The organism is Angustibacter sp. McL0619, assembly GCF_049994355.1.
Taxonomy (GTDB): domain Bacteria; phylum Actinomycetota; class Actinomycetes; order Actinomycetales; family Angustibacteraceae; genus Angustibacter.
This window is the reverse complement of record NZ_CP188257.1, coordinates 999,879-1,021,352: the sequence shown is the minus strand read 5'-3', so window position 1 is coordinate 1,021,352 and position 21,474 is coordinate 999,879. Positions and strand designations below refer to the sequence as shown.

Below are 21,474 nucleotides of genomic sequence, written 5' to 3'. Positions count from 1 at the left end.
ACTCCCCCGGCTCAGGCGTTGCCGTCGAAGAGGCTGGTCACCGAGCCGTCGTCGAACACCTCGCGGATGGCCCGCGCCACCAGCGGGGCGATCGACAGCACGGTCAGCTGCGGGAACTGGCGCTCCTCGGGGATCGGCAGCGTGTTGGTGACGATCACCTCGCTGATCCGGCTGTCGCGCAGGCGGTCCACGGCCGGCCCGCTGAGCACCGCGTGCGTCGCGGTGACGATGACGTCGGCCGCACCGCTGTCGAACAGCGCGTCGGCGGCCTGGCAGATCGTGCCGGCGGTGTCGATCATGTCGTCGACCAGCACGCAGGTGCGGCCCTGCACGTCACCGACGACCTCGTGCACCTTGACCTGGTTGGGCACCGCGGGGTCGCGGCGCTTGTGGATGATCGCCAGCGGGGCGCCGAGCTTGTCCGACCACTGGTCCGCCACCCGGACGCGCCCGGCGTCCGGGGACACGATGGTCAGGCTCGAGCGGTCGACCCGGGATCCGACGTACCCGGCCAGCAGCGGCAGGGCCCACAGGTGGTCCACCGGGCCGTCGAAGTAGCCCTGGATCTGGGCGGCGTGCAGGTCCACGCAGATCAGCCGGTCGGCCCCGGCCGCCTTGAAAAGGTCAGCCATCAGCCGGGCCGAGATGGGCTCGCGGCCCCGGTGCTTCTTGTCCTGACGGGCGTAGCCGTAGAAGGGCATCACGCAGCTGATCCGCTTGGCCGAGGCCCGCTTGAGGGCGTCGGTCATGATCAGCTGCTCCATCACCCACTGGTTGATCGGGGCAGTGTGGCTCTGGATCACGAACGCGTCGCAGCCGCGAAGGCTCTCCTGGAACCGCACGTAGATCTCGCCGTTGGCGAAGTCGTACGCCGTGGTGTCGACGAGCTCGACCCCCAGCTCGCGGGCGACCTCCTGGGCCAGCTCCGGGTAGCCCCGGCCGCTGATCAGCACGAGCCGCTTCTCGCCCGTGGTGGTGATGCCGGTCATGCCGGGGCGTTCCCTTCGGTGGAGGTGGAGTCGTTCTCGCTCAACGCTTTCGCTGCCGCCTCGGCGGCGGGCGTGCCTGCACGCTTGCGCAGCGTCCAGCCCTCGAGGTTGCGCTGCGGGGCCACGTTGATCGCCAGCGCGCCGGGCGGCACGTCCTTGCGGACCACGGTGCCGGCCCCGGAGTACGCGCCGTCGCCGACGCTGACCGGCGCCACGAACATATTGTCCGAGCCGGTCCGGCAGTGGTCGCCGATCGTGGTGTGCGACTTGGTGACCCCGTCGTAGTTCACGAAGACCGAGGCGGCGCCGATGTTGGAGTGCTCGCCGATGGTGGCATCCCCGACGTAGGACAGGTGCGGCACCTTCGAACCGGCCCCGATCTGCGCGTTCTTCGTCTCCACGAACGTGCCGATCTTGCCGCCGGCACCGAGCCGGGTGCCCGGCCTCAGGTAGGCGAACGGGCCGACGTCCGCGCCGGCGCCGACCACCGACTCGCTGCCGTGCGTGCGGATCACGCTGGCCCCCTCGCCGACCTCGACGTCGGTCAGCGTGGAGTCCGGGCCGACCGTCGCGCCGGTGGCCACCGTGGTCGCGCCGTGCAGCTGGGTGCCGGGCAGCAGCCGGACGTCGGCCGCGAGCTCGACCTGGACGTCGACCCAGGTGGTGGTCGGGTCGACGACCGTGACGCCGGCCCGCATCCAGCCGTCCAGCACCCGGCGGTTGAGCTCGGCGCCGACCTCGGCCAGCTGCACCCGGTCATTGACGCCCTCGGTCTGCCACACGTCGTCCAGGCCGTGCGCGCTGACCCGGTGACCGGCGGCGCGGGCGATGGCGACCACGTCGGTCAGGTACTTCTCGCCCTGCGCGTTGTCCGTGTTCAACTCGGCCAGCGCGGCGCGCAGCACCGCGGCGTCGAACGCGTAGATGCCGGAGTTGATCTCGCGGATCGCGGCCTGCTCGGCGGTGGCGTCCTTCAGCTCGACCACCCCGGCCACCGAGCCGTCCGGCTCGCGCAACACCCGGCCGTAGGCCTTCGGGTCGTCCAGCACCGACGTCAGGATGGTCACCGCGCTACCGGACTCCTGGTGCGCGGCGACCAGGTCGGCAAGGGTGTCCGCGGCGAGCAGCGGGACGTCGCCGTAGGTCACCACCACGGTGCCGTCCAGCTCGGGCAGCGCGGCCAGCCCACACTCGGCGGCCCGTCCGGTGCCCTTGACCTCGTCCTGGTCGGCCACTACGGCCTCGGGGGCGACCTGCGCGACGTGCTCGGCGACCTGGTCCCGGCCGTGCCGCACGACGACGGCGAGGTGCTCGGGGTTCAGCGACTGGGCTGCGGCCAGGGCGTGACCCAGCAGCGAGCGCCCACCGATCCGGTGCAGGACCTTGGGGAGCGTGGACTTCATGCGGGTTCCCTCGCCTGCCGCGAGGACGACGACGGCGGCCGGGCGATTGTCTGGCACCCGCGCATGTTACCCGCGAGCCGGCCGGGCTGGCTCCGCCCCCACGATTCGAACGTGGACTGCAAGGCTCCAAAGGCCTGCGTGCTGCCGTTACACCAGGGCGGACCGGCACGGGGCGAGCCCCGCGCAACAGCCCATAGTGCCAGCGGCAGGCATGATGGGGCACATGACCCCCGCTGAGGCACGATCCGACGCTCCCACCGGGCGGCGAGCGCGGATGACCGGACCGCAGCGCCGCGAGCAGCTGCTGGACGTCGGTCGCCGGCTCTTCGCGGAGAAAGGCTTCGAAGGCACCAGCGTGGAGGAGATCGCCTCGCGCGCCGAGGTCTCCAAGCCGGTGGTCTACGAGCACTTCGGCGGCAAGGAGGGCCTGTACGCGGTGGTCGTCGACCGTGAGATCCGCCTGCTGCTGGACGAGATCAGCAGCGCGCTCAGCGGCGGCAGCTCGCGGACCCTCGTCGAGCAGGCCGCGATGGCACTGCTCGGCTACATCGAGGACTCCGCTGACGGCTTCCGGATCCTGGTGCGCGACTCGCCGGTGGCGCAGGCGTCCGGCTCGTTCTCCAGCCTGATCAGCGACGTGGCGACCCAGGTCGAGCACCTGCTCGCCGCCGAGTTCAAGCGGCGCCACCTGGACCCCAAGAACGCGCCGATGTACGCGCAGATGCTGGTCGGCATGGTGGCGCTGACCGGGCAGTGGTGGCTGGACGCGCGCAAGCCGAAGCGGGCCGAGGTCGCGGCGCACCTGGTGAACCTGGCCTGGAACGGGTTGTCCGGCCTGGAGGCCAAGCCCGCCCTGCTCAGCCACCCCCGCTGACCCCCACTTGCGACGGGTTGCGGGGGTCTCAGGGCACCTTGAGACCCCCACAACCCATCACGAGTGGGGGTCAGTGCTGCTGGAGCTCGATGCGGTTGCCCACCGGGTCCTGGGTGTGGAAGCGCCGGACGCCGGGGAGCTGGTCGTCCCAGTGCACCGGGAGCCCTGCGGCGGTGACCCGCTCGGCCAGCGCGTCGACGTCCGAGACCGCGATCCCGGGGTGCGCCTTGCGAGCGGGCACGAAGCCGTCCTCGACGCCGCAGTGGATCTCGCAGCTGCCGGACCGGAACCAGGCGCCGCCGCGCGCCGCGAGGGGGGCCGGCTTCGGCACCTCGCGCATCCCGAGCACGGTGACGTAGAAGCCGCGCAAGGCGTCCTCGCTGCCGGCCGGGCAGGAGACCTGGACGTGGTGCAGCCCGGTCACCAGCGGCGCGCTCATGCCGCACCGCCCTGGCGGACGGCGACGCAGAACACCCGCCGGAACGGCATCGGCGTCCCCCAGGACCGACGCGGGTACGCGCGGCGCAGCAGCTCGGCGTAGCTGTCCAGGAAGTCCCGGCGCAGCACGGGCTCGGCGTCCAGCGCGTCCAGCACCGGGCGCAGGCCGGTGCCGCTCACCCAGGCCAGCACCGCGTCGTCCCCGTGCTCGCCGGCCGGGTCCAGGATCTGCACATACGTCGTCTCCCAGGCGTCGACCGAGCAGCCGAGGCCGGCCAGCAGCGCCGCGTAGGTGGCCGGCTGCGCGACCGACTCGACGCCGCGCAGCACGCCGTCCAGGTGCGGGACGAACCGTGGCTCGGCCGCGACCTGGCGCATCAGCGCGTGCGAGGGGGCAGCGAAGTTGCCGGGCACCTGCAGGGCGAGCACGCCGCCCGGCGCGAGGGCGTCCACCCAGCGGGGCAGCAGCTCCAGGTGGCCGGGCACCCACTGCAGGGCGGCGTTGGTGACCAGCACGTCGACCCGGCCGTCCGGCTTCCAGTCGCCCAGGTCACCCTCGGCGAAGGTCAGCCGACCGGCCAGCTCGGCGGCCGCGGCGTGCTCGGCGGCCCGCTCGAGCATCTGCGGCGAGGAGTCGACGCCATGCACGGCGGCGCTCGGCCAGCGGCGGGCCAGGGTGGCGGTCAGCGCGCCGTCCCCGCAGCCCAGGTCGACCACGGCGGCCGGCGCGGCGACGTCCACCCGGGCCAGCAGGTCGTCGAACGGTCGGCTGCGCTCGGCGGTGAACTGCGCGTACGTCGTCGGGTCCCAGCTGACCACTCGTCCTCCTCGGCTCGGCTGCGCACCCAGACTGCCAGGAAGGTATCTTGACGTCAAGACATCTTGTTTCTCGATGTCGAGATGCTTGACGGCCTTAGGATGCGCGGATGAGCACCCCATCGGCGGACGACGAGGTCGACCGCATCGTGCTCGCCTGGCAGCGCGAGCGGCCCGACCTGGACGTGGCGCCGCTGGAGGTACTGTCCCGGGTCTCGCGGCTGGCTCGGCACCTGGACCGCGCGCGCAGCGCGGCGTTCGCCGAGCACGACCTGGAGAGCTGGGAGTTCGACGTCCTGTCCGCGCTGCGTCGGGCCGGCTCACCGTACGAGCTCTCGCCGGGACAGCTGGTCACCCAGACGCTGGTCACCAGCGGCACCATGACCAACCGGGTGGACCGGTTGACCGCGCGCGGCCTGGTGCAGCGGCTGCCCGACCCGCGGGACCGGCGCGGGGTCATCGTCCGGCTCACCCCGGCGGGCCGCGCCACGGTGGACGACGCGTTCGCCGGCCTGCTGGTCCGCGAGCGCGACCTGCTCGGCGAGCTCGACGCCGCCGACCGCGCGCGGCTGGCCGCTCTGCTGCGCCGGCTGGTGCTCCCGTTCGACAGCCGCTGACATCAGGCGGGGGTGAAGGACCCCTGCTTGAGCACCGGCACGACCTGCGAGGCGTCCACCTCGCCGGCGATCTCGACGTCCTGGGCGAAGCCCCGCTCGATCAGCTCGCGCCCGGACGGCGTCCCGGCCAACGGCATCAGGTGCTCGAAGGCCTGCGCCGCGACCGCCGCCTCGGCCGAGACCTGGATGCCGGGCAGCACCCTGCGCAGCCCGGCGACCACCGCGCCGGCGCCGACATGGTCCTCGTAGGCCACGCGCAGCGAACCGTCACCCCACCGCTCCCCCGCCGGCACGACGGCGACCCGCACCGGGGCGCGGTCCTGCCCTGAGCCGTCCTGCCCTGCGCCGTGCAGCAGCTCGCGGACCTGCTGGGCCACCCGCGCGGCCACCGCCGAGGCGTTGCGCAGGCAGCCGATCAGCACCAGTGCCGGGGAGCTCATCAGGACGTGCGCGATGGACGAGCCGTTCGGCGACGGCAGCACCAGCCGGGTGCCGGGCGCCAGGTCGAGCAGCGAGGCCGGCGACAGGGACGGCCCCGAGGTGTGCGAACGGGTACCAGCCAGCACCGCCTCGAGCGAGCGGGCCAGCTCGTGCGCCTGCTCGCCGCCGGGATGCGGCCACACCCGCGCCCCACGCTCGAGCGCGACCGTCACCGAGGTCGAGAACGACAGCACGTCGACCACCACGACGACCTGCGCGCGGTCGGCACCCTCGGTGAAGTGGCGTGCTCCGGCGACCCCCCATTCCACCTCGATCCGGGCCCTGGCTTGATGTCCCGTCGGGCCTTGCTCTGCCGCGGGCCCCGAACGCGGCAAGGTCGTCACGAGCCGGGAGCCTACCGCCGCCGTCGGATCGGCGCGCCGAGGTCCGTCGAACCGGTTCGGGCTGGGCTCAGCCAGCCACCTCGGCGACCGCCATCCAGCGGCTCTCCACCTCTTCGCGCTCGGCGAGCAGACCGCGCAGCCGCTCGTCCAGCTGCCCGATCGCGAGGTGGTCGCTGGCCTGCTCGGCCATCTCGGCGTGCAGCTGGGCGACCTGCCGCTCGATCCGCTCCACCTGCCGTTCCAGGCGGGCCAGCTCCTTGCGCGCCGTACGCTGCTCGTCCGGCGTGTGGACCACGACGTCCGAACCAGCGGCCGCCCTGGCGACCTGGGCTCCGGACGAGACCCGGGAGTCAGGGGTCGCCGCCCGCAGGTGCAGGTACTCCTCGACGCCACCGGGCAGGTCGCGCAGCCGCCCGTCGCCGAGCAGCGCGAGCTGGCGGTCGCACATCCGCTCCAGCGCGTACCGGTCGTGCGAGACCACGATCAGCGTGCCCGCCCAGCCGTCCAGCAGGTCCTCGAGCGCGGTCAGCGTGTCGACGTCCAGGTCGTTCGTCGGCTCGTCCAGCAGCAGCACGTTCGGCTCGTCCATCAGCAGCCGCAGCAGCTGCAGCCGGCGCCGCTCCCCGCCGGACAGCTCCTTGACCAGCGACTGCTGGCGCTGGCCGGTGAACCCCAGCCGCTCGGCCAGCTGGGACGCCGTGACCTCGCGCTCGCCCAGGTGGGTGGTCTCACGGACCTCAGCGACGGCGTCCACCACCCGCCGCTCGGCCAACGCGTCCAGCTCACGCACCTCCTGGGTCAGGAACGCCAGCCGCACCGTCTTGCCGGTCCTGACCCGCCCGGACGAGGGGACGACGTCCCCGGACAGCACCTGCAGCAGCGTCGACTTGCCCGACCCGTTCACCCCGACGATGCCGACCCGGTCGCCCGGCCCGACCAGCCAGGTCACGCCGTCCAGCAGCACTCGGGCACCGAGCTCGACCCGCACCGACTCCAGGTCGATGACGTCCTTGCCCAGCCGTCGGGTCGCGAACCGCAGCAGCTCGACGTCGTCGCGCGGCGGCGGCACGTCCGCGACCAGCGCGTTCGCCGCCTCGATCCGGAACTTGGGCTTGCTGGTGCGCGCCGGCGGTCCGCGGCGCAGCCAGGCCAGCTCCTTGCGCAGCAGGTTCTGCCGCCGCTCCTCGGTGCTGGCCGCCAGCCGGTCCCGCTCCGCGCGGGCCAGCACGTACGCCGCATAGCCACCGTCGTAGGCCTCGACCTGGCCGTCGTGCACCTCCCAGGTGGTCGTCGCCATCGCGTCCAGGAACCAGCGGTCGTGGGTGATCGCGACCAGCGCGGACGACGGACGCCGGGCCGACAGGTGCCGGGCCAGCCAGGCCACCCCCTCGACGTCCAGGTGGTTCGTCGGCTCGTCCAGCAGCAGCAGGTCCGGGTCCTCGACCAGGTGCCGGGCCAGCGCGATCCGCCGGCGCTCCCCGCCGGACATCGGCCCGACCACGGCGTCCAGGCCGCCGACCGCGGCCGCGTCCAGCCCGCCGAGCAGCCCGGCGACGACGTCGCGGACCCGCGCGTCACCGGCCCACTCGTGGTCGGCCAGCTCACCGACCACGCAGGCACGCACGGTGGAGGTCGGGTCCAGCTCGTCGTCCTGTCCGAGCATCGCGACGGTGAGGCCGCCGGTCTGGGTGGCCCGTCCGTCGTCCACCGGCTGCACGCCGGCCAGCACCCGCAGCAGGGTCGACTTGCCGCCGCTGTTGCGGCCGACCACGCCGATCCGGTCGCCGGCCGCGACCCCGAGCGAGACGTCGTCCAGGATGCGTCGCGTGCCGAACGCCAGCCGGGCGCGTTCCAGGTTGACCAGGTTGACCGGGGCGGCAGCCATCGCGCGCCTCAGGCCAGCCGGGGCAGGTCGCCGACCCGAGCGCCGTGCACCGGGCCGTGCGCCCGCTTGACCACCTCGCAGGCACCCGAGGCGGTCAGCGCGACGGACAGGTCCAGGGCGTGCTCGTGGTCGCGGACCAGGAAGGCCAGGGTCGGGCCCGAGCCGCTGACGATGCCGCCGAGGGCGCCGTACTCCAGCCCGACGTCGAGCAGGTCGCCGAGGTCCGGCCGCAGCGAGAACGTGGCCTGCTGCAGGTCGTTGTGCAGCGCGTGGCCGAGCGCCTCGCAGTCCCCGCTGCGCAGCGCCTGCATCACCCCGTCGCCGACCCGCGGCTCGGGCAACGCACGGCCGGCGGTCAGCCGGTCGTACTCGGCGTACACGGCGGGGGTGGACAGTCCGTCCTCGCTCAGGGCGAGCACCCAGTGGTACTGGCCGCGGGCGAGTGCGGGGGTGATCTGCTCGCCGCGGCCGGCGCCGATCGCCGTACCGCCGACCAGCGCGAACGCGACGTCCGAGCCGAGCTGGGCGGCCAGCTCGACCAGCTCGCCGCGGTCCAGCCCGGTGCGCCAGGCGGCGTCGCAGGCGACCAGCGCGGCCGCCGCGTCGGCCGAGCCGCCGGCCAGCCCGGCGGCCACCGGGATCCCCTTGTGCAGCAGCAGGTGCGCACCGCCCAGCACGCCGCCGCGGCGGGCCACCAGCTGGGCCGCGCGCAGCACGAGGTTGGACGCGTCGGTCGGCACTCCGTCGACGTGGTCGCCGGTGAGCTCCAGCTCCAAGCCGGTCTCCGTCGGCGTCACCGTGACGTCGTCGAAGACGCTGACCGCGTGGTAGACGGTGTGCACGGGGTGGAAACCGTCGTCACCGAGCGCCCCGACCGACAGGTCGAGGTTGATCTTGGCCGGAGCGCGCACGCTGACGCTGTCCGTCCGGTCACCTGACATGCGCACACCCTAGGTGAGAGCCCGCGCGGCCCGCGCATCGGCGAGGGCGACGAAAGCGTGGATGTCCAGCTGCTCGCCCCGGGTGCTCGGGTCGATGCCGCTGTCCCGCAGCAGCTCCTCAGCCGCCGCGGGGCTACCGGCCCAGGTCGCCAGCGCCGCGCGCAACGTCTTGCGCCGCTGCGCGAACGCCGCGTCGACCACGGCGAACACCGCCGCTCGGCCGGCCACGCTGGTCGGCGGGTCTCGGCGCACCAGCCGCACCAGGCCGCTGTCCACGTTCGGCGCCGGCCAGAACACCGCCCGGCCGACCTGGCCGGCGCGGCTGACCTCGCCGTACCAGGCGGCCTTCAGGCTCGGCACGCCGTAGATCTTCGAGCCGGGGCCGGCGGCGAGGCGCTCCGCCACCTCGGCCTGCACCATCACCAGGACGCTGCGCAGGCTCGGCAGCCGCTCCAGCAGGTGCAGCAGCACGGGCACCGAGACGTTGTAGGGCAGGTTCGCGACCAGCGCGGTCGGTGGCGGGCCGGGCAGGACGTCCACCGCGAGCGCGTCGACAGTGAGTACCTCGAGGCGGTCCGCGACATCCGGGCGGCGTTCGGCGACAGTGCGCGGCAACCGGCCGGCCAGCAGCGGGTCGATCTCGAGTGCGACGACCCGGCTGACTACGTCCAGCAGCCCGAGGGTCAGCGACCCCAGGCCGGGACCGACCTCGACGACGACGTCGGCGGCCTCCAGTTGGGCCGCCCGGACGATCCGCCGCACCGTGTTGCCGTCGGTGACGAAGTTCTGCCCGCGCTGCTTGGTAGGACGAAGCTCAAGCTCGGCAGCGAGCGCCCGAACCTCCGACCCCCCCAGCAACCCACCTGCAGCCTGGCTCACGCCATCACTGTCCCAGACCGCCCGGTCAGACCGAAGGTCGGCGTCAAGGAGCTTGCGACAGCCGACCGCAGGTCTGCCGGGACGGGCTGGCACAGCCCGGTCACGCGAGGATCAGTCGTACAGGTGGCTGCCACAACCCCATTGGCCGGAGCCGCCGCGGGCGTACAGCGCCTGGGCGCGAGCGGTCTGCTCGGCCGGCGAGGCGTCGATCGGGTTGCCGGCGCCACCCACGCCGTGCCAGGTGGACAGCGAGAACTGGTACAGGCCGTAGTAGCCCGCCGGGTTCACCGCGCGCGGGTTGCCACCGGACTCGCACTGGGCCAGCGCGGCCCAGTTGAGACCGCCGCCGCTTCCGGCCGGGATCGGGCCGGCGGTGGGCTTCTTGGTGCCGACCTGCTCGACCTGGGTGACCGGGTCGGAGACCACGACGCGGGTCAGCACCTTCTTGGCGGTCAGCTTGCCGTTGACGTACGTCGACAGGTACGTAACCTTCGCCTTGCCGGCCTTGCCCTTGGTGGTGACCTTCGTGGTGCCCTTCTCCAGGGCGTCGGTCTTCGTCGACCTGGTCGCGAAGGCGACCTTGCTGACGCCGAAGACATGGCGCTGGGTCACCCGGTCCAGGCGGACCGTGGCGCCGTTGACCAGCGGCCGGGTCAGCGGCGCGGAGAGCTTGTCCAGCGCGCCGGGACGCACGTGTGCCTCGGCGAGCAGCTCGCCGACGGTGCTCGCGTAGGTCACCTCGCGGGCCTGCTTGCCGCCGACGACCAGCGCGACCGACTTCTGGGTGTCGAGGTCCATGTGCAGTGCCTGGCGGCCCAGCGGCAGAGACCGCGAGACCGAGAGCCGGGCCGAGTCGGCCCGCAGCCCCAGCTGGGTCAGCGCCTCGTCGACGTTCAGGGCCGTCGTCCAGTAGCTGCGCTCGCGGCCGTCGATGGTGACGTACAGCTGGCGGCCGTAGCGGACGACGACATCGCTGCCGTCGTGGATCTTGGCGGCCGGGGCGGGCGAGACGATGTCGTGCCCGCCGACCTGCACTCCCTCACTGCTGAGCACGTCCTGAACCGTGTCTCCGAACGCATGCACGTTGCGATGCTGACCGTCGACGACGAGGTCGACGCTCTTGTCGAAGCTGGCGAAGGCGACCGTGCTGGCGACAACGCCGGCAAGGGTCAGCCCTTGGATGAGCAAGCGGGTGGGGCGTGAGATCACGTTTGTCCAGACCTAGCAGCACCCGGGCACGGAACGGGCTCACGCGCTTCGTCGGCAACCGAACCGACCCTCATGAGGCCAGCTGGTCGCTGACGCCCGCAGGTACGCCCGGATGGACGCACCCCCAGGCGCACGTCGCCCGAGGACTTCCCCGACCCCGGCCAACAGCGTCCGACAGTAACGAAGTCGTCAAGAGAGTCCAAGTCCACCGCTCTGACCTGCGTCTTTGCGTCGCGACGGGGCACCGTGACCGCCGCGGCGAGGCCGCTGCGCGTCCGATTGGCGACCAATTGTCGCGGTTGCCCTCCGGACGGCGCCTCCCGGGACGTCCTGGACGACGTCCCGAAGGAAGGCGTAACGGCGCAGCCACTGCGCCCGCATGCCCGTCGACCGGGACTCCGCCTCGTGCCACCAGTCGGCCACGTCGCCCCACCCGGGGGCCGCCAGCGAGCCCCCGAACTGCTGGACGGCGAGCGCCGCCGTCAGGTTGGCCAGGCCGAGCCGGTCGGCCAGCGGCCAGCCGGCCAGCGTGCCGGTGACGAAGGCCGCGGCGAACACGTCGCCGGCACCGGTGGGGTCCAGCGGCGTGATCGGCAGCGCCGGCACCCACTCCTCCTCGCCGGTGATCGAGTCCACCGCCAGCGCCCCGTGCGGTCCGTCGGTGACCACCGCGATGGGCACCAGGTCGGCCAGCGCGTAGAGCGCGGCCCAGGCGTCGTCCGTGCGGGTGTACGCCATCGCCTCGACGCTGTTCGGCATGAACGCGTGGTAGCGCGCGAGCTCGGCGAGGACGTCCGGGGACCACTCGCCGCTGGGGTCCCAGCCGGTGTCGGCGAACAGCAGCGTGCCGCGCTCCACCGCCTGCGCCGTCCACGGCTCGAGCTCGGGGCGCAGGTCGACGAGGGCGGCGCGGGCCTTCGGCGGCTCACCGATCATGGTGCTGGCGTCCTCGGGCGGGTGGTGGCCGTGGGAGACCATCGAGCGGTCCCGGTCGACCGACATCGAGACAGTGACCGGGGAGTGCCAGCCGTCGTAGCGGCGCGAGCGGGACAGGTCCACCCCCTCCTGCTCGGCCAGCGTGGCCCAGTTGAAGTCGCCGTAGGAGTCGTCGCCGAACGCGGCGGCCAGCGTGGTGTGCAGGCCGAGCCGGCTGGCCGCGATCGCGACGTTCGCCACGCCGCCAGGGCACGAACCCATGCCCTGCGCCCAGACCTCGGTCCCGGTGCTCGGCCGTTCCGGCAGCCCGGTGAAGATCAGGTCGAAGAACACGGTGCCGGACAGCAGCAGGTCGAACCCGCCGTCGTCGCCTCGGCTGGCGGCGAGTGGGTCGTACCGGTGCGGCTGGTGCTGTGCTGGTGTCGGGCAGATGGCGCTGTCCCCTCCCACGCGACAGGATCGGACCGTGAGGTTGACGATCCTAGGTGGTGGCGGCTTCCGGGTGCCCCTGGTCGTGCGAGCGCTGCGCGCGCCGTCCGCGGTCGGCCTGGTCGACGAGGTGGTGCTGCACGACGTCGACGCCGAACGGCTGCGGGCGATCAGCAACGTCGTGCGCGAGATTCCCGGGGCCGGTCCGAGGGTGGGCGGGACGACGTCCCTGGACGACGCGCTGCGCGGCGCGGACGTGGTGTTCTCCGCGATCCGGGTCGGCTCGGCCGCGGGTCGGGTGGCCGACGAGCAGGTCGCGCTGGACCTCGGCGTGCTCGGGCAGGAGACCACCGGGGCCGGTGGGGTGGCGTACGCGCTGCGCACCCTGCCGGTCGCGACGGACGTCGCCCGCCGGGTCGCCGAGCTCGCGCCGTCCGCCTGGGTGGTCAACTTCACCAACCCGGCCGGCATGGTGACCCGGGCGATGGGCGAGGTGCTGGGCGAGCGGGTGATCGGGATCTGCGACTCGCCGTCCGGGCTGGTGCGCCGGGCCGCTCTGGCAGCGGGGCTGGACCCCACGGCCGTGCGCGCAGACTACGCGGGGCTGAACCACCTGGGCTGGCTGCGCGCGCTGTGGGTGGGTGACGCGAACCACCTGCCGGCACTGCTCGCGAACGACGGGCGGCTGGCCTCCTTCGAGGAAGGGCGGCTGTTCGGTCCGACCTTGCCGCGGCTGCTCGGGGCGCTGCCGAACGAGTACCTCTTCTACTACTACTGCACACGCGAGGCGGTTGCTGCGATGCGGGCCGCACCGGCCACCCGGGGCATGACGCTAGCGGCGGCGCAGGCCGAGCTGTACCCGGCGCTGGCCGGTTCGTCGTCCGGGGCATTGGAGCTGTGGGAGGCCGCGCGGCGCTCGCGCGAGGAGGGCTACCTGGCCGAGGCGCGCGGTTCGGGCGAGCAGCGCGACGAGGCGGACCTGGCCGGCGGCGGCTACGAGCAGGTGGCGCTGGCGGTGATGCGGGCGGTGCTGACCGGCGCGCCGGCCGAGCTGATCCTGAACGTGCGCAACGGTTCTGCGCTGACGCAGCTGCCGCCGGACGCGGTGGTCGAGGTGCCGGCCAGGGTGGACTCGGGCGGTGCGCACCCGTTCACGCTGGGGCCGTTCGACGCGCACCAGCTCGGCCTGGTCAGCTCGATGCGTGCGGTCGAGGACGCGACGCTGCTGGCGGCGCGGACCGGTTCGCGGTCGGCTGCGCTGCAGGCGCTGACGGTGCATCCGCTGGTCGACTCGGCGCGGGTGGCGCAGGCGCTGCTGGGCGGCTACCTGGCCGCGCACCCGCAGCTGCGGGCGCTGCTGACCAAACCCTGAGGCGCCGACCTCGGCCCTGGGCGAGCTCAGTCCAGGTCGCCCCGGCGCAGCTTCTTCGTCTGACCGCGGCGCTTCTTCTCCGAGATGCGGCGCTCGACCGAACCCTTGGTGGCCTTGGTCGGACGCCGTGCCTTCGGCGGTGCGGCGATGGCCTGCGCGATGGTCTCGGCCAGCCGCTTCTGGGCCGCGTCCCGGTTGCGCAGCTGGGACCGCTGCTCGCTGGCCGATATGACCAGCACGCCGTCCACCAACCGATCCGACAGCCGGTCCAGCGCCCGCGCCCGCAACGTCGGCCCGAGTGCCGACGTCCGGGCCACGTCGAAGAGCAGCTCGACCCGCGAGTCGGTGGTGTTCACGCTCTGCCCACCCGGCCCGGACGAGCGGGAGAACCGCCAGGACAGCTCCGCGTCGGGGATCGACACCCGCGCGTTCACCCGGATCGGCCCAGCCATCACCGCTCAGTCCTCGCCCCACGGGCCGTAGAGGTGCTCGGCGGTGGCGTTCAGCGCCCGGCACAACGCAGGGACGTCGACCGCCAGCGTCTGCGCCATCGCGCGCACCGTGTGCGGCACCAGGTAGCTGGCGTTCGGCCGGCCGCGGTAGGGCATCGGGGTCAGGTAGGGCGCGTCCGTCTCGACCTGCAAACGGTCCAGTGGGGTGACGGCGAGCGCGTTCCGCAGGTTCTGCGCGTTCTTGAAGGTGACCGTGCCGGCGAAGGACAGGTAGTAGCCCGCCTCGACCGCCCGCCGGGCCAGCACGCCGTCCCCGCTGAAGCAGTGGAACACGGTGCGACGCGGCGCGCCCTCCTCAGCCAGGATGCGCATCACGTCCTCGTGCGCGTCCCGGTCGTGGATCTGAAGGGTGAGGTCGAGCTCCTTGGCGAGCGCGATGTGCCAGCGGAACGAGTCCTGCTGCACGGCCTGGCCCGACGGCTCGGTGCGGAAGTAGTCCAGCCCGGTCTCGCCGATGCAGCGGATCCGCGGACGACGGGCCAGCGCGGCGATCTCGTCGTACGCGGCCGCCAGCTCGCCTGCCGCGGCCAGCCGAGGCGCCTCGTTCGGGTGCAAGGCCACGGCACCGACGAGCCGCGGCTCGCGGGCCACCAGGTCTGCGGTCCACCGGGCACTGGGTAGGTCGCAGCCCACCTGGACGGCGCGCGGCACGTTGACCTTGACCGCGTCGTCCAGCAGGGCGCTCAGCTCGGCGTCCGCGGAGTCCACGGCCGCATGTTCGGGCCAGCTGTCCCGCGAGCTCGCGCCGATGTCGAGGTGGGTGTGGTTGTCGACGACCGGCAGGGGCAGCGCGTCCGGCAGCGGCGGCCGCTCGGTCACGACTCCTGGTCCAGTCGGGCCAGCTCCTCGTCCACCACCGACGGGTCGAGCTTGGTGAAGATCGGTACCGGCGGACCGACCGGCGCGCCGACGGTCACCGGCACGGACTCCCACTTCGGAAAGGCGGTGTAGTCGCCCATCAGGACGGGGTACCCAGGCCCGCCGTCCAGGTCCTCGACCTCACGGATCTCGGGCATCGGTGACACGACACCGGTGCCACCGAAGATCTCGTGCACGGTCTGCGCGCTGAACGGCAGGAACGGCGCGAGCAGCGTGCGGCAGTCGCTGATCGCCTGCGCCGCGACGTGCAGCACGGTGGCCATCCGATCCTTGTCGTCCTTGAGCTTCCACGGCGCCTGGTCGGACAGGTACGCGTTCACCGACGCGACCGCCCGCATCGCCTCGGCCAGCCCCTGCCGCATCCGGTGCGCGCCGATCAGGTCGCCCACCACCCCGAAGCCCGCGGCGGTGGTCGCCAGCAGCTCGCGGTCGTCGTCGGTCAGCTCACCAGCCGCCGGGATCTCGCCGAAGTTCTTGTGGATCAGGTTGGCCGTCCGGTTGACCAGGTTGCCCCAGCCCGCGACGAGCTCGTCGTTCGTGCGGCGGACGAACTCGGCCCAGGTGAAGTCGGTGTCCTGCGACTCCGGCCCGGCCGCGGACAGGAAGTACCGCAGCGCGTCCGGCTGGTAGCGCTCCAGGAAGTCGCGCACGTAGATGACCACGCCACGGCTGGAGGAGAACTTGCGGCTCTCCATCGTCAGGAACTCGCTGCTGACCACCTCGGTCGGCAGGTCGAGCTCGCCGTACTCACCGGGCTCGCCACCCTTGTCGCCCTTGCCGTTGTAGCCGATCAGCTCGGCCGGCCAGATCTGGGAGTGGAAGGTGATGTTGTCCTTGCCCATGAAGTAGTACGACAGCGCCTGCGGGTCGTTCCACCACTTGCGCCAGGCGTCCGGGTCGCCGGTGCGGCGGGCCCACTCGATGGACGCCGACAGGTATCCGATCACCGCGTCGAACCAGACGTAGAGCCGCTTGGTCGGCTGGTCCTCCCAGCCCGGCACCGGGATGCCCCAGTCCAGGTCGCGGGTCATCGCCCGGGGCCGTAGGTCGTCCAGCAGGTTCTTGCTGAACCGGATCACGTTCGGCCGCCAAGTGCCGGTGGCCTCGCGCTCGTCCAGCCAGCGGGACAGCTCGCCGGCCAGCGCCGGCAGGTCGAGGAAGAAGTGCTGGGTCTCGACGAACTCCGGGGTCTCCCCGTTGATCCGGCTGCGGGGGTTGATCAGGTCGGTCGGATCGAGCTGGTTGCCGCAGTTGTCGCACTGGTCGCCGCGCGCACTGTCGTAGCCGCAGATCGGGCAGGTGCCCTCGATGAACCTGTCCGGCAGAGTGCGACCGGTGGAAGGCGAGATTGCCCCCTTGGTGGTCTGCTCGATCATGTAGCCGTTGCGCTGCACGCCGCGGAACAGCTCCTGCGCGACCGCATAGTGGTTGCGCGTCGTCGTCCGGGTGAAGAGGTCGTAGGTCAGGCCGAGGGAGGCGAGGTCCTCGACGATCATCCGGTTGTACCGGTCGGCGAACACCCGAGGGCTGACCCCTTCGGCATCCGCCTGCACCAGGATCGGCGTCCCGTGCTCGTCGGTGCCGCTCACCATCAGCACGTCGTGCCCGCTCATCCGCATGTACCGGCTGAACACGTCGGAGGGCACGCCGAAGCCGGCGACGTGGCCGATGTGGCGCGGGCCGTTGGCGTACGGCCAGGCGACGGCAGACAGGACATAGCTCATGCGCTCAGCCTAGTGATCGCGCGCCACTCGGTTTCCCCGCGGTGGGTGTGGTCCGGCGAACAGGATCGGATGGCCCTGAGGTGGCTCAGCAGGCAAAGGAAAGCAACCGCTCCTGTTCGTGGGACCGGATCGGTAAGTTCGGGCGCATGGGCGAGCGGCAGCGGGTCAGCAGTGGCGCGGTCTGGGAGGAGTCGGTCGGCTACAGCCGCGCAGTGCGGGTCGGCGACCACGTGTGGGTTGCCGGGACGACGGCGGCCGGCGCGGACGGCGACCCGGTCTGCGGGGACGACGCCTACGAGCAGGCACGCGAGGCGCTGCGCCGCATCGTCGCAGCCCTGGGCGAGGTCGGTGCGAGCGCCTCCGACGTAGTCCGCACCCGGATGTACACCACCGACATCGCGTACTGGGCCGAGATCGGGCGCGCTCACGGCGAGGTGTTCGGGCAGGTGCGGCCGGTGGCCACCATGGTCGAGGTGACTTCGCTGATCGACCGCCGGCTGCTGGTCGAGATCGAGGCTGAGGCGATGCTCTCGTGAGCACCGCGTTCGAGCACGTCGTGGTGAACGCACGGGACGTTGACGCCCAGGCCGCCTGGTGGGCGCGGGCCCTCGGCTGGTCGGAGTCGTTCCGCGACGAGTGGGAGGTGGACATCGAGGCGCCACCCGGCGATGCGCCGCTGCGAGTGGTTTTCGTGCACGTGCCCGACGCGCCCGCCCACCGCAACCGGGTGCACCTCGACCTGGGTAGCCGCGACGAAGCGCACCACCGCGAGACCGTGGCCCGGCTGCTGGCCAGCGGCGCGACCGGGGCCGACATCGGTCAGGGCGACGTGCCGTGGGACGTGCTGCGCGACCCCGAGGGCAACCTGTTCTGCGTGCTCGAGCCACGGCCGGCGTACGACCGCGGCGCGGTGGCGGCCGTCGTCGTCCAGGCGGTCGACCCGGAGCGGATGGTCGCCTTCTGGCAGGCGGCGACCGGTTGGGAACGCTCGGACACCGAGCTGGTGGCGCTGCGTTCGCCCGGCGGCATGTTCCTGGAGCTGTACCCGGTGGACGACCGACCGGTCGGGCTGGACCGGCTGCACCTGGACGTCCGGCCGACTTCCGGCTCGCCGCAGCTGGACGAGGTGGCCAGGCTGGGCACGCTCGGCGCCGAGCCGTTGGACATCGGGCAGGGCGCCGTCCCGTGGCAGGTCATGGCCGACCCCGAGGGCAATGCGTTCTGCGTGCTGTCGACGCCCACGGAGCCCGCCGATGGCTGAGGAGCTGCCCGAGCTGCTGGTGCCGGACGTCGACGCCTGGCGGGCGTGGCTCGCGGAGCACCACGAGCAGGAGCGCGGCGTCCGGCTGGTGCTGGCGAAGAAGGGCACCACCGAGCCGACCAGCCTGCGCTATGAGGAAGCGCTGCAGGAGGCGCTCTGCCAGGGCTGGATCGACGGCCAGGTCAACCGTCGCGACGAGGCGACCATGTACCAGCGGTTCACTCCGCGCCGCTCGCGCAGCATGTGGTCCAAGAACAACGTGGAGCGGATCGCGCAGCTGAGCGCGCAGGGCCGGATGCGGCCGGCCGGCGTCGCGGCGGTGGACGCGGCCAAGGCCGACGGACGCTGGGAGGCCGCGTACGCCGGCCCGGCGACGATCACCGTGCCCGAGGACCTGGCCGCGGCGCTGCGGCTCGACCCGGCGGCGGCGACGACCTTCGAGAAGCTGAACAGCCAGAACCGCTACGCGATCCTGCTGCGGATCGGCCAGGCCAAGCGCGCCGACACCCGGGCCCGCCGGATCACCCAGTACGTCGAGATGCTCGCCCGTTCCGAGACGATCTACCCGCAGAAGGGCCTCGGCGGTTGAGGTTCAGGCAGGCGGGTACTCAACCCAGGCGGGTCAGACCGCGCTTGAGCTGACGGGCAGCCTGCGCGATCCGCTGCTCGTTCTCGATCAGCGCGAACCGCACGTACTCGTCGCCCTGCGCGCCGAAGCCCACACCGGGCGAGAGCGCCACGTCGCACTCGCGCACCACGTGCGTGGCGAACTCGATGGAACCCATGTCCCGGTAGGGCTGCGGGATGCGGGCCCAGGCGAACATGGTTCCCCGCGGTCGGTCGATGTGCCAGCCGGCCCGGTCGAGCCCGTCGCAGAGCGCGTCGCGGCGGCGCTGGTAGATCGCGTTGACCTCCAACGGGTAGTCCACCGCCTCGTCCAGGGTGACCGTGGCGGCGATCTGGATCGGCTGGAAGGTGCCGTAGTCCAGGTAGCTCTTCAGCTTCGCCAGCGCGGCCACGACCTCCTTGTTGCCGACCAGGAACGCCACCCGCCAGCCGGCCATCGAGAACGACTTGGTCATCGAGTAGAGCTCGACCGCGACGTCCCGTCCGCCCTCGCACTGCAGGATCGAGGGCGGCATCCAGCCGTCGAACGCGGTCTCGGCGTAGGCGAAGTCGTGCACCAGGACGACGTCCCTCTCCTTGGCCCAGTCGACCAGCCGCTGCAGGTCGGCCAGCTCGATGGTGGCGGTGGTCGGGTTGTGCGGGAAGGACAGCACGACCACCCGCGGCTTGGGCCAGCCGTACTCCCAGGCCTGCATCACGTTCTCCACGAAGTCCTGCCCCGGCCCGACGCCGACCTGCCGGGCGTCCGCGCCGGCGAAGTACGGGCCCCAGATGTGGATCGGGTACGACGGCGAGGGCACCAGCGCGGCGTCCCCGGGCTGTAGCAGCACCCACATCAGGTGGCTGAAACCCTCCTTGGCGCCGATGGTGCTGATCACCTCTGTGTCCGGGTCGAGCTCGACGCCGAACCGGCGCCGGTACAGGCCGGCGACGGCCTGACGCAGCTTGGGGATGCCCCGCGAGGATGAGTAGCGGTGGTTGCGCGGGTTGTGCGCGGCCTCGGCGAGCTTCTCGACGGCGAGGTCGGGCGAGGGGATGTCCGGGTTGCCGAAGCCTAGGTCGATCACGTCCCGGCCGGCCCGGCGCGCCTCCACCTTCAGCCCGTCGATGATGGTGAACACGTACGGCGGCAGGCCCGGGATGCGGCGGAACTCCATCGCCCCAACCTATTGCCTGCGCGGCCGCTGCCGGCTCACGGGCGGCGGGCGACCAGGACGGCGTCGTACAGCTCGCGCTTGCTGACCCCGCTCGCCGCGGCCACCTCGGCAGCCGCCTCCTTGAGCCGACGTCCCTCGTCGAGCAGCCGCTGCACCTGCGGCACGAGCTCTTCGACCGACGCCACGGACGGCGGGGCGCCGGCCACCACGACAGTGATCTCACCGCGCACCTCGCCGGACTCGGCCCACGACACAAGCCCACCCAGCGCGGCCCGGACGACCTCCTCGTAGGTCTTCGTCAGCTCCCGGCACACCGCCGCCGGGCGGTCCGCTCCGAACGCCTCGGCCATCGCTGCCAGCGCGACCGCGAGCCGGTGCGGGGCCTCGAAGAACACCATCGTGCGTGGTTCGGCCGCGAGCGCCGCAAGGGTGCGGGCGCGGTCGCCGGCCTTGCGCGGCAGGAAACCCTCGAAGCAGAAACGGTCCACCGGCAGCCCGCTCACCGCCAGCGCGGTCAGCACCGCGCTTGGCCCGGGCACCACGCTGACCCGCACCCCGGCGTCCACCGCGGCCGCGACCAGCCGGTACCCCGGGTCGGAGACGGACGGCATCCCGGCGTCGGTGACCACCACGACGGTCGCGCCGCCGACCAGCGCCTCGACCAGCTCCGGCGTCCGCTTGGACTCGTTGTGCTCGTGGTAGCTGACGATCCGTCCACCGACCTGGATGCCGAGCCCGGCCACCAGCCGACTCAGCCGCCGGGTGTCCTCCGCGGCGACCAGGTCTGCCGACTCCAGCACCGCGGCCAGCCGGGGCGGCGCGTCCCGGACGTCCCCGATCGGTGTCCCGGCCAGCACGAGCAGACCGGACGACGAGCCGGACGACGAGCCGGACGACGAGCTGCTCACCGTGTACCGAACCGGCGCGCGCTGGCCCGGTGCTGGCCGCCGTCCACCACGACGTCCGAGCCGGTCACCCAGCTGGCTCGGTCCGACAGCAGGAAGGTCACCACGTCCGCGACCTCCGCCGCCCCGCCCAGCCGCTGCCACGGGAACTCCCCGGTGCGGAAGGCCTCGAAGGCCTCAGGGTCGGACCGCCGCAGCGAGTCCCAACCGCCGCCGTCGAACAGGATGCTGCCGGGGCTGACCGCGTTGACCCGGATCCGGTCGCCGGCCAGCTCGTCGCCCAGCACCCGGGCCAGGTGGATCTCGGCCGCCTTGGCCACGGCGTACGTGGTGCGCGGCGCGACCCGCGAGCCGGTCACGCTGGTGATCAGGACGACGGCGCCGCCGCCGGCCCGCACCAGGTGCGGTCGACCGGCCTGCACCAGCGCGACGGCGTGCCCGGCGTTGAGGTCGAAGGTGGCCGTGAAGTCGGCCGGGGTGGAGTCCAGCAGGTTGCCGCCGACCGTGCCGCCGGCGTTGGCGACCAGCCGGTCCAGCCCGCCCAGCTCGTCGGCGACCGAGTCGACAGCCAAGGCCAGCGCCGCGTGGTCGGTGACGTCGACTGCCCGGGTCACCACCCGGCCGCCATGCCGGCGGACCTGCGCGGCGGCGGCGTCCAGTCCCTGCGCACCGCGGGCCAGCAACGCGACGTCCGCTCCTTCGGCGGCCAGCGCGTTCGCGATCGCGAGCCCGATCCCGCGGCTGGCCCCGGTGACCACTGCACGCGAACCCACCAGGCCCAAGTCCATGTGCCCGAC

At 72.8% G+C, this 21,474-nt stretch carries 22 protein-coding genes and 1 tRNA gene; 6 read left to right on the top strand and 17 right to left on the bottom strand.

Annotated elements, in window-relative coordinates; all coding sequences use genetic code 11:
• Positions 1–11 precede the first annotated feature (11 nt).
• The 3 genes from ACPPVT_RS04390 to ACPPVT_RS04380 form a co-directional block, all read right to left on the bottom strand.
• A complete protein-coding gene (locus tag ACPPVT_RS04390) occupies positions 12–989 on the bottom strand; it encodes a ribose-phosphate diphosphokinase (RefSeq protein ID WP_426565812.1) in 978 nt (325 codons plus the stop codon).
• Entirely contained in the window at positions 986–2,392 is a 1,407-nt protein-coding gene (gene glmU, locus ACPPVT_RS04385; protein ID WP_426567049.1) for a bifunctional UDP-N-acetylglucosamine diphosphorylase/glucosamine-1-phosphate N-acetyltransferase GlmU, read from the bottom strand. Before glmU ends, ACPPVT_RS04390 begins: the two co-directional genes overlap by 4 nt.
• A gap of 87 nt (positions 2,393–2,479) precedes the next feature.
• A tRNA-Gln gene (locus ACPPVT_RS04380) sits at positions 2,480–2,554 on the bottom strand.
• A gap of 49 nt (positions 2,555–2,603) precedes the next feature.
• Between ACPPVT_RS04380 and ACPPVT_RS04375 the strand changes: the two genes are divergently transcribed.
• Positions 2,604–3,266 (top strand): TetR family transcriptional regulator, encoded by a 663-nt coding sequence (locus ACPPVT_RS04375; protein ID WP_426565811.1) that lies wholly within the window; start codon positions 2,604–2,606, stop codon positions 3,264–3,266.
• Between the two features lie 70 nt (positions 3,267–3,336).
• On the opposite strand, the gene ACPPVT_RS04370 is transcribed toward ACPPVT_RS04375, so the two are convergent.
• Positions 3,337–3,705, bottom strand: coding sequence for a VOC family protein (locus ACPPVT_RS04370; protein ID WP_426565810.1), 369 nt, complete (start codon positions 3,703–3,705; stop codon positions 3,337–3,339).
• On the bottom strand, positions 3,702–4,523 hold the full coding sequence (locus ACPPVT_RS04365; RefSeq protein ID WP_426565809.1) for a trans-aconitate 2-methyltransferase: 822 nt from the start codon (positions 4,521–4,523) through the stop codon (positions 3,702–3,704). Before ACPPVT_RS04365 ends, ACPPVT_RS04370 begins: the two co-directional genes overlap by 4 nt.
• Positions 4,524–4,630: 107 nt before the next feature.
• Here ACPPVT_RS04365 and ACPPVT_RS04360 point away from each other — a divergent pair, with 107 nt between their 5' ends.
• Positions 4,631–5,137 (top strand): MarR family winged helix-turn-helix transcriptional regulator, encoded by a 507-nt coding sequence (locus tag ACPPVT_RS04360; protein ID WP_426565808.1) that lies wholly within the window; start codon positions 4,631–4,633, stop codon positions 5,135–5,137.
• Between the two features lie 2 nt (positions 5,138–5,139).
• Here ACPPVT_RS04360 and ACPPVT_RS04355 read toward each other — a convergent pair whose 3' ends face one another.
• The 6 genes from ACPPVT_RS04355 to ACPPVT_RS04330 all read right to left on the bottom strand — a co-directional run bounded on the left by ACPPVT_RS04355 (position 5,140) and on the right by ACPPVT_RS04330 (position 12,261).
• Positions 5,140–5,961: a 2-phosphosulfolactate phosphatase gene (locus ACPPVT_RS04355; RefSeq protein ID WP_426565807.1), complete on the bottom strand. Its 822-nt coding sequence runs from the start codon at positions 5,959–5,961 to the stop codon at positions 5,140–5,142.
• Positions 5,962–6,028: 67 nt separating this feature from the next.
• Positions 6,029–7,846 carry an ABC-F family ATP-binding cassette domain-containing protein gene (locus ACPPVT_RS04350; protein WP_426565806.1) on the bottom strand — a complete coding sequence of 606 codons (1,818 nt, stop codon included), beginning with the start codon at positions 7,844–7,846 and terminating at the stop codon, positions 6,029–6,031.
• 8 nt (positions 7,847–7,854) lie between these two features.
• Positions 7,855–8,787, bottom strand: coding sequence for a 4-(cytidine 5'-diphospho)-2-C-methyl-D-erythritol kinase (locus ACPPVT_RS04345; protein ID WP_426565805.1), 933 nt, complete (start codon positions 8,785–8,787; stop codon positions 7,855–7,857).
• A 9-nt stretch (positions 8,788–8,796) separates the two neighbouring features.
• Positions 8,797–9,666 (bottom strand): 16S rRNA (adenine(1518)-N(6)/adenine(1519)-N(6))-dimethyltransferase RsmA, encoded by an 870-nt coding sequence (gene rsmA / locus ACPPVT_RS04340; RefSeq protein WP_426565804.1) that lies wholly within the window; start codon positions 9,664–9,666, stop codon positions 8,797–8,799.
• A 111-nt stretch (positions 9,667–9,777) separates the two neighbouring features.
• A complete protein-coding gene (locus ACPPVT_RS04335) occupies positions 9,778–10,875 on the bottom strand; it encodes a ubiquitin-like domain-containing protein (RefSeq protein ID WP_426565803.1) in 1,098 nt (365 codons plus the stop codon).
• A 189-nt stretch (positions 10,876–11,064) separates the two neighbouring features.
• The gene (locus tag ACPPVT_RS04330) at positions 11,065–12,261 is read right to left on the bottom strand and encodes a PfkB family carbohydrate kinase (protein ID WP_426565802.1); all 1,197 of its coding nucleotides are present in this window, start codon (positions 12,259–12,261) and stop codon (positions 11,065–11,067) included.
• 16 nt (positions 12,262–12,277) lie between these two features.
• On the opposite strand from ACPPVT_RS04330, the gene ACPPVT_RS04325 reads away from it, so the two are divergent.
• Positions 12,278–13,612, top strand: coding sequence for a 6-phospho-beta-glucosidase (locus ACPPVT_RS04325; protein WP_426565801.1), 1,335 nt, complete (start codon positions 12,278–12,280; stop codon positions 13,610–13,612).
• 26 nt (positions 13,613–13,638) lie between these two features.
• Here ACPPVT_RS04325 and arfB read toward each other — a convergent pair whose 3' ends face one another.
• The 3 genes from arfB to metG are packed head-to-tail and all read right to left on the bottom strand — an operon-like array spanning position 13,639 to position 16,727.
• The gene (gene arfB / locus ACPPVT_RS04320; protein ID WP_426565800.1) at positions 13,639–14,064 is read right to left on the bottom strand and encodes an alternative ribosome rescue aminoacyl-tRNA hydrolase ArfB; all 426 of its coding nucleotides are present in this window, start codon (positions 14,062–14,064) and stop codon (positions 13,639–13,641) included.
• Between the two features lie 6 nt (positions 14,065–14,070).
• Positions 14,071–14,943 (bottom strand): TatD family hydrolase, encoded by an 873-nt coding sequence (locus ACPPVT_RS04315; RefSeq protein WP_426565799.1) that lies wholly within the window; start codon positions 14,941–14,943, stop codon positions 14,071–14,073.
• Positions 14,940–16,727, bottom strand: coding sequence for a methionine--tRNA ligase (gene metG / locus ACPPVT_RS04310; protein ID WP_426565798.1), 1,788 nt, complete (start codon positions 16,725–16,727; stop codon positions 14,940–14,942). The genes ACPPVT_RS04315 and metG overlap by 4 nt, the downstream gene beginning before the upstream one ends.
• Positions 16,728–16,873: 146 nt before the next feature.
• On the opposite strand from metG, the gene ACPPVT_RS04305 reads away from it, so the two are divergent.
• From ACPPVT_RS04305 to ACPPVT_RS04295, 3 genes are read left to right on the top strand one after another with little or no spacing between them, the layout of a single operon-like run.
• The gene (locus tag ACPPVT_RS04305; protein ID WP_426565797.1) at positions 16,874–17,263 is read left to right on the top strand and encodes a RidA family protein; all 390 of its coding nucleotides are present in this window, start codon (positions 16,874–16,876) and stop codon (positions 17,261–17,263) included.
• Positions 17,260–17,988 carry a VOC family protein gene (locus ACPPVT_RS04300; RefSeq protein WP_426565796.1) on the top strand — a complete coding sequence of 243 codons (729 nt, stop codon included), beginning with the start codon at positions 17,260–17,262 and terminating at the stop codon, positions 17,986–17,988. Before ACPPVT_RS04305 ends, ACPPVT_RS04300 begins: the two co-directional genes overlap by 4 nt.
• Positions 17,981–18,577: a YdeI/OmpD-associated family protein gene (locus tag ACPPVT_RS04295; RefSeq protein WP_426565795.1), complete on the top strand. Its 597-nt coding sequence runs from the start codon at positions 17,981–17,983 to the stop codon at positions 18,575–18,577. Before ACPPVT_RS04300 ends, ACPPVT_RS04295 begins: the two co-directional genes overlap by 8 nt.
• Positions 18,578–18,596: 19 nt before the next feature.
• On the opposite strand, the gene ACPPVT_RS04290 is transcribed toward ACPPVT_RS04295, so the two are convergent.
• The 3 genes from ACPPVT_RS04290 to ACPPVT_RS04280 are packed head-to-tail and all read right to left on the bottom strand — an operon-like array spanning position 18,597 to position 21,465.
• Positions 18,597–19,772, bottom strand: a complete 1,176-nt coding sequence (locus ACPPVT_RS04290) for an aminotransferase class I/II-fold pyridoxal phosphate-dependent enzyme (protein ID WP_426565794.1) — start codon at positions 19,770–19,772, stop codon at positions 18,597–18,599.
• Positions 19,773–19,807: 35 nt separating this feature from the next.
• Positions 19,808–20,680, bottom strand: coding sequence for a 16S rRNA (cytidine(1402)-2'-O)-methyltransferase (rsmI, locus tag ACPPVT_RS04285; protein ID WP_426565793.1), 873 nt, complete (start codon positions 20,678–20,680; stop codon positions 19,808–19,810).
• A complete protein-coding gene (locus tag ACPPVT_RS04280; protein ID WP_426565792.1) occupies positions 20,677–21,465 on the bottom strand; it encodes an SDR family NAD(P)-dependent oxidoreductase in 789 nt (262 codons plus the stop codon). The genes rsmI and ACPPVT_RS04280 overlap by 4 nt, the downstream gene beginning before the upstream one ends.
• Between the last annotated feature and the right edge of the window lie 9 nt (positions 21,466–21,474).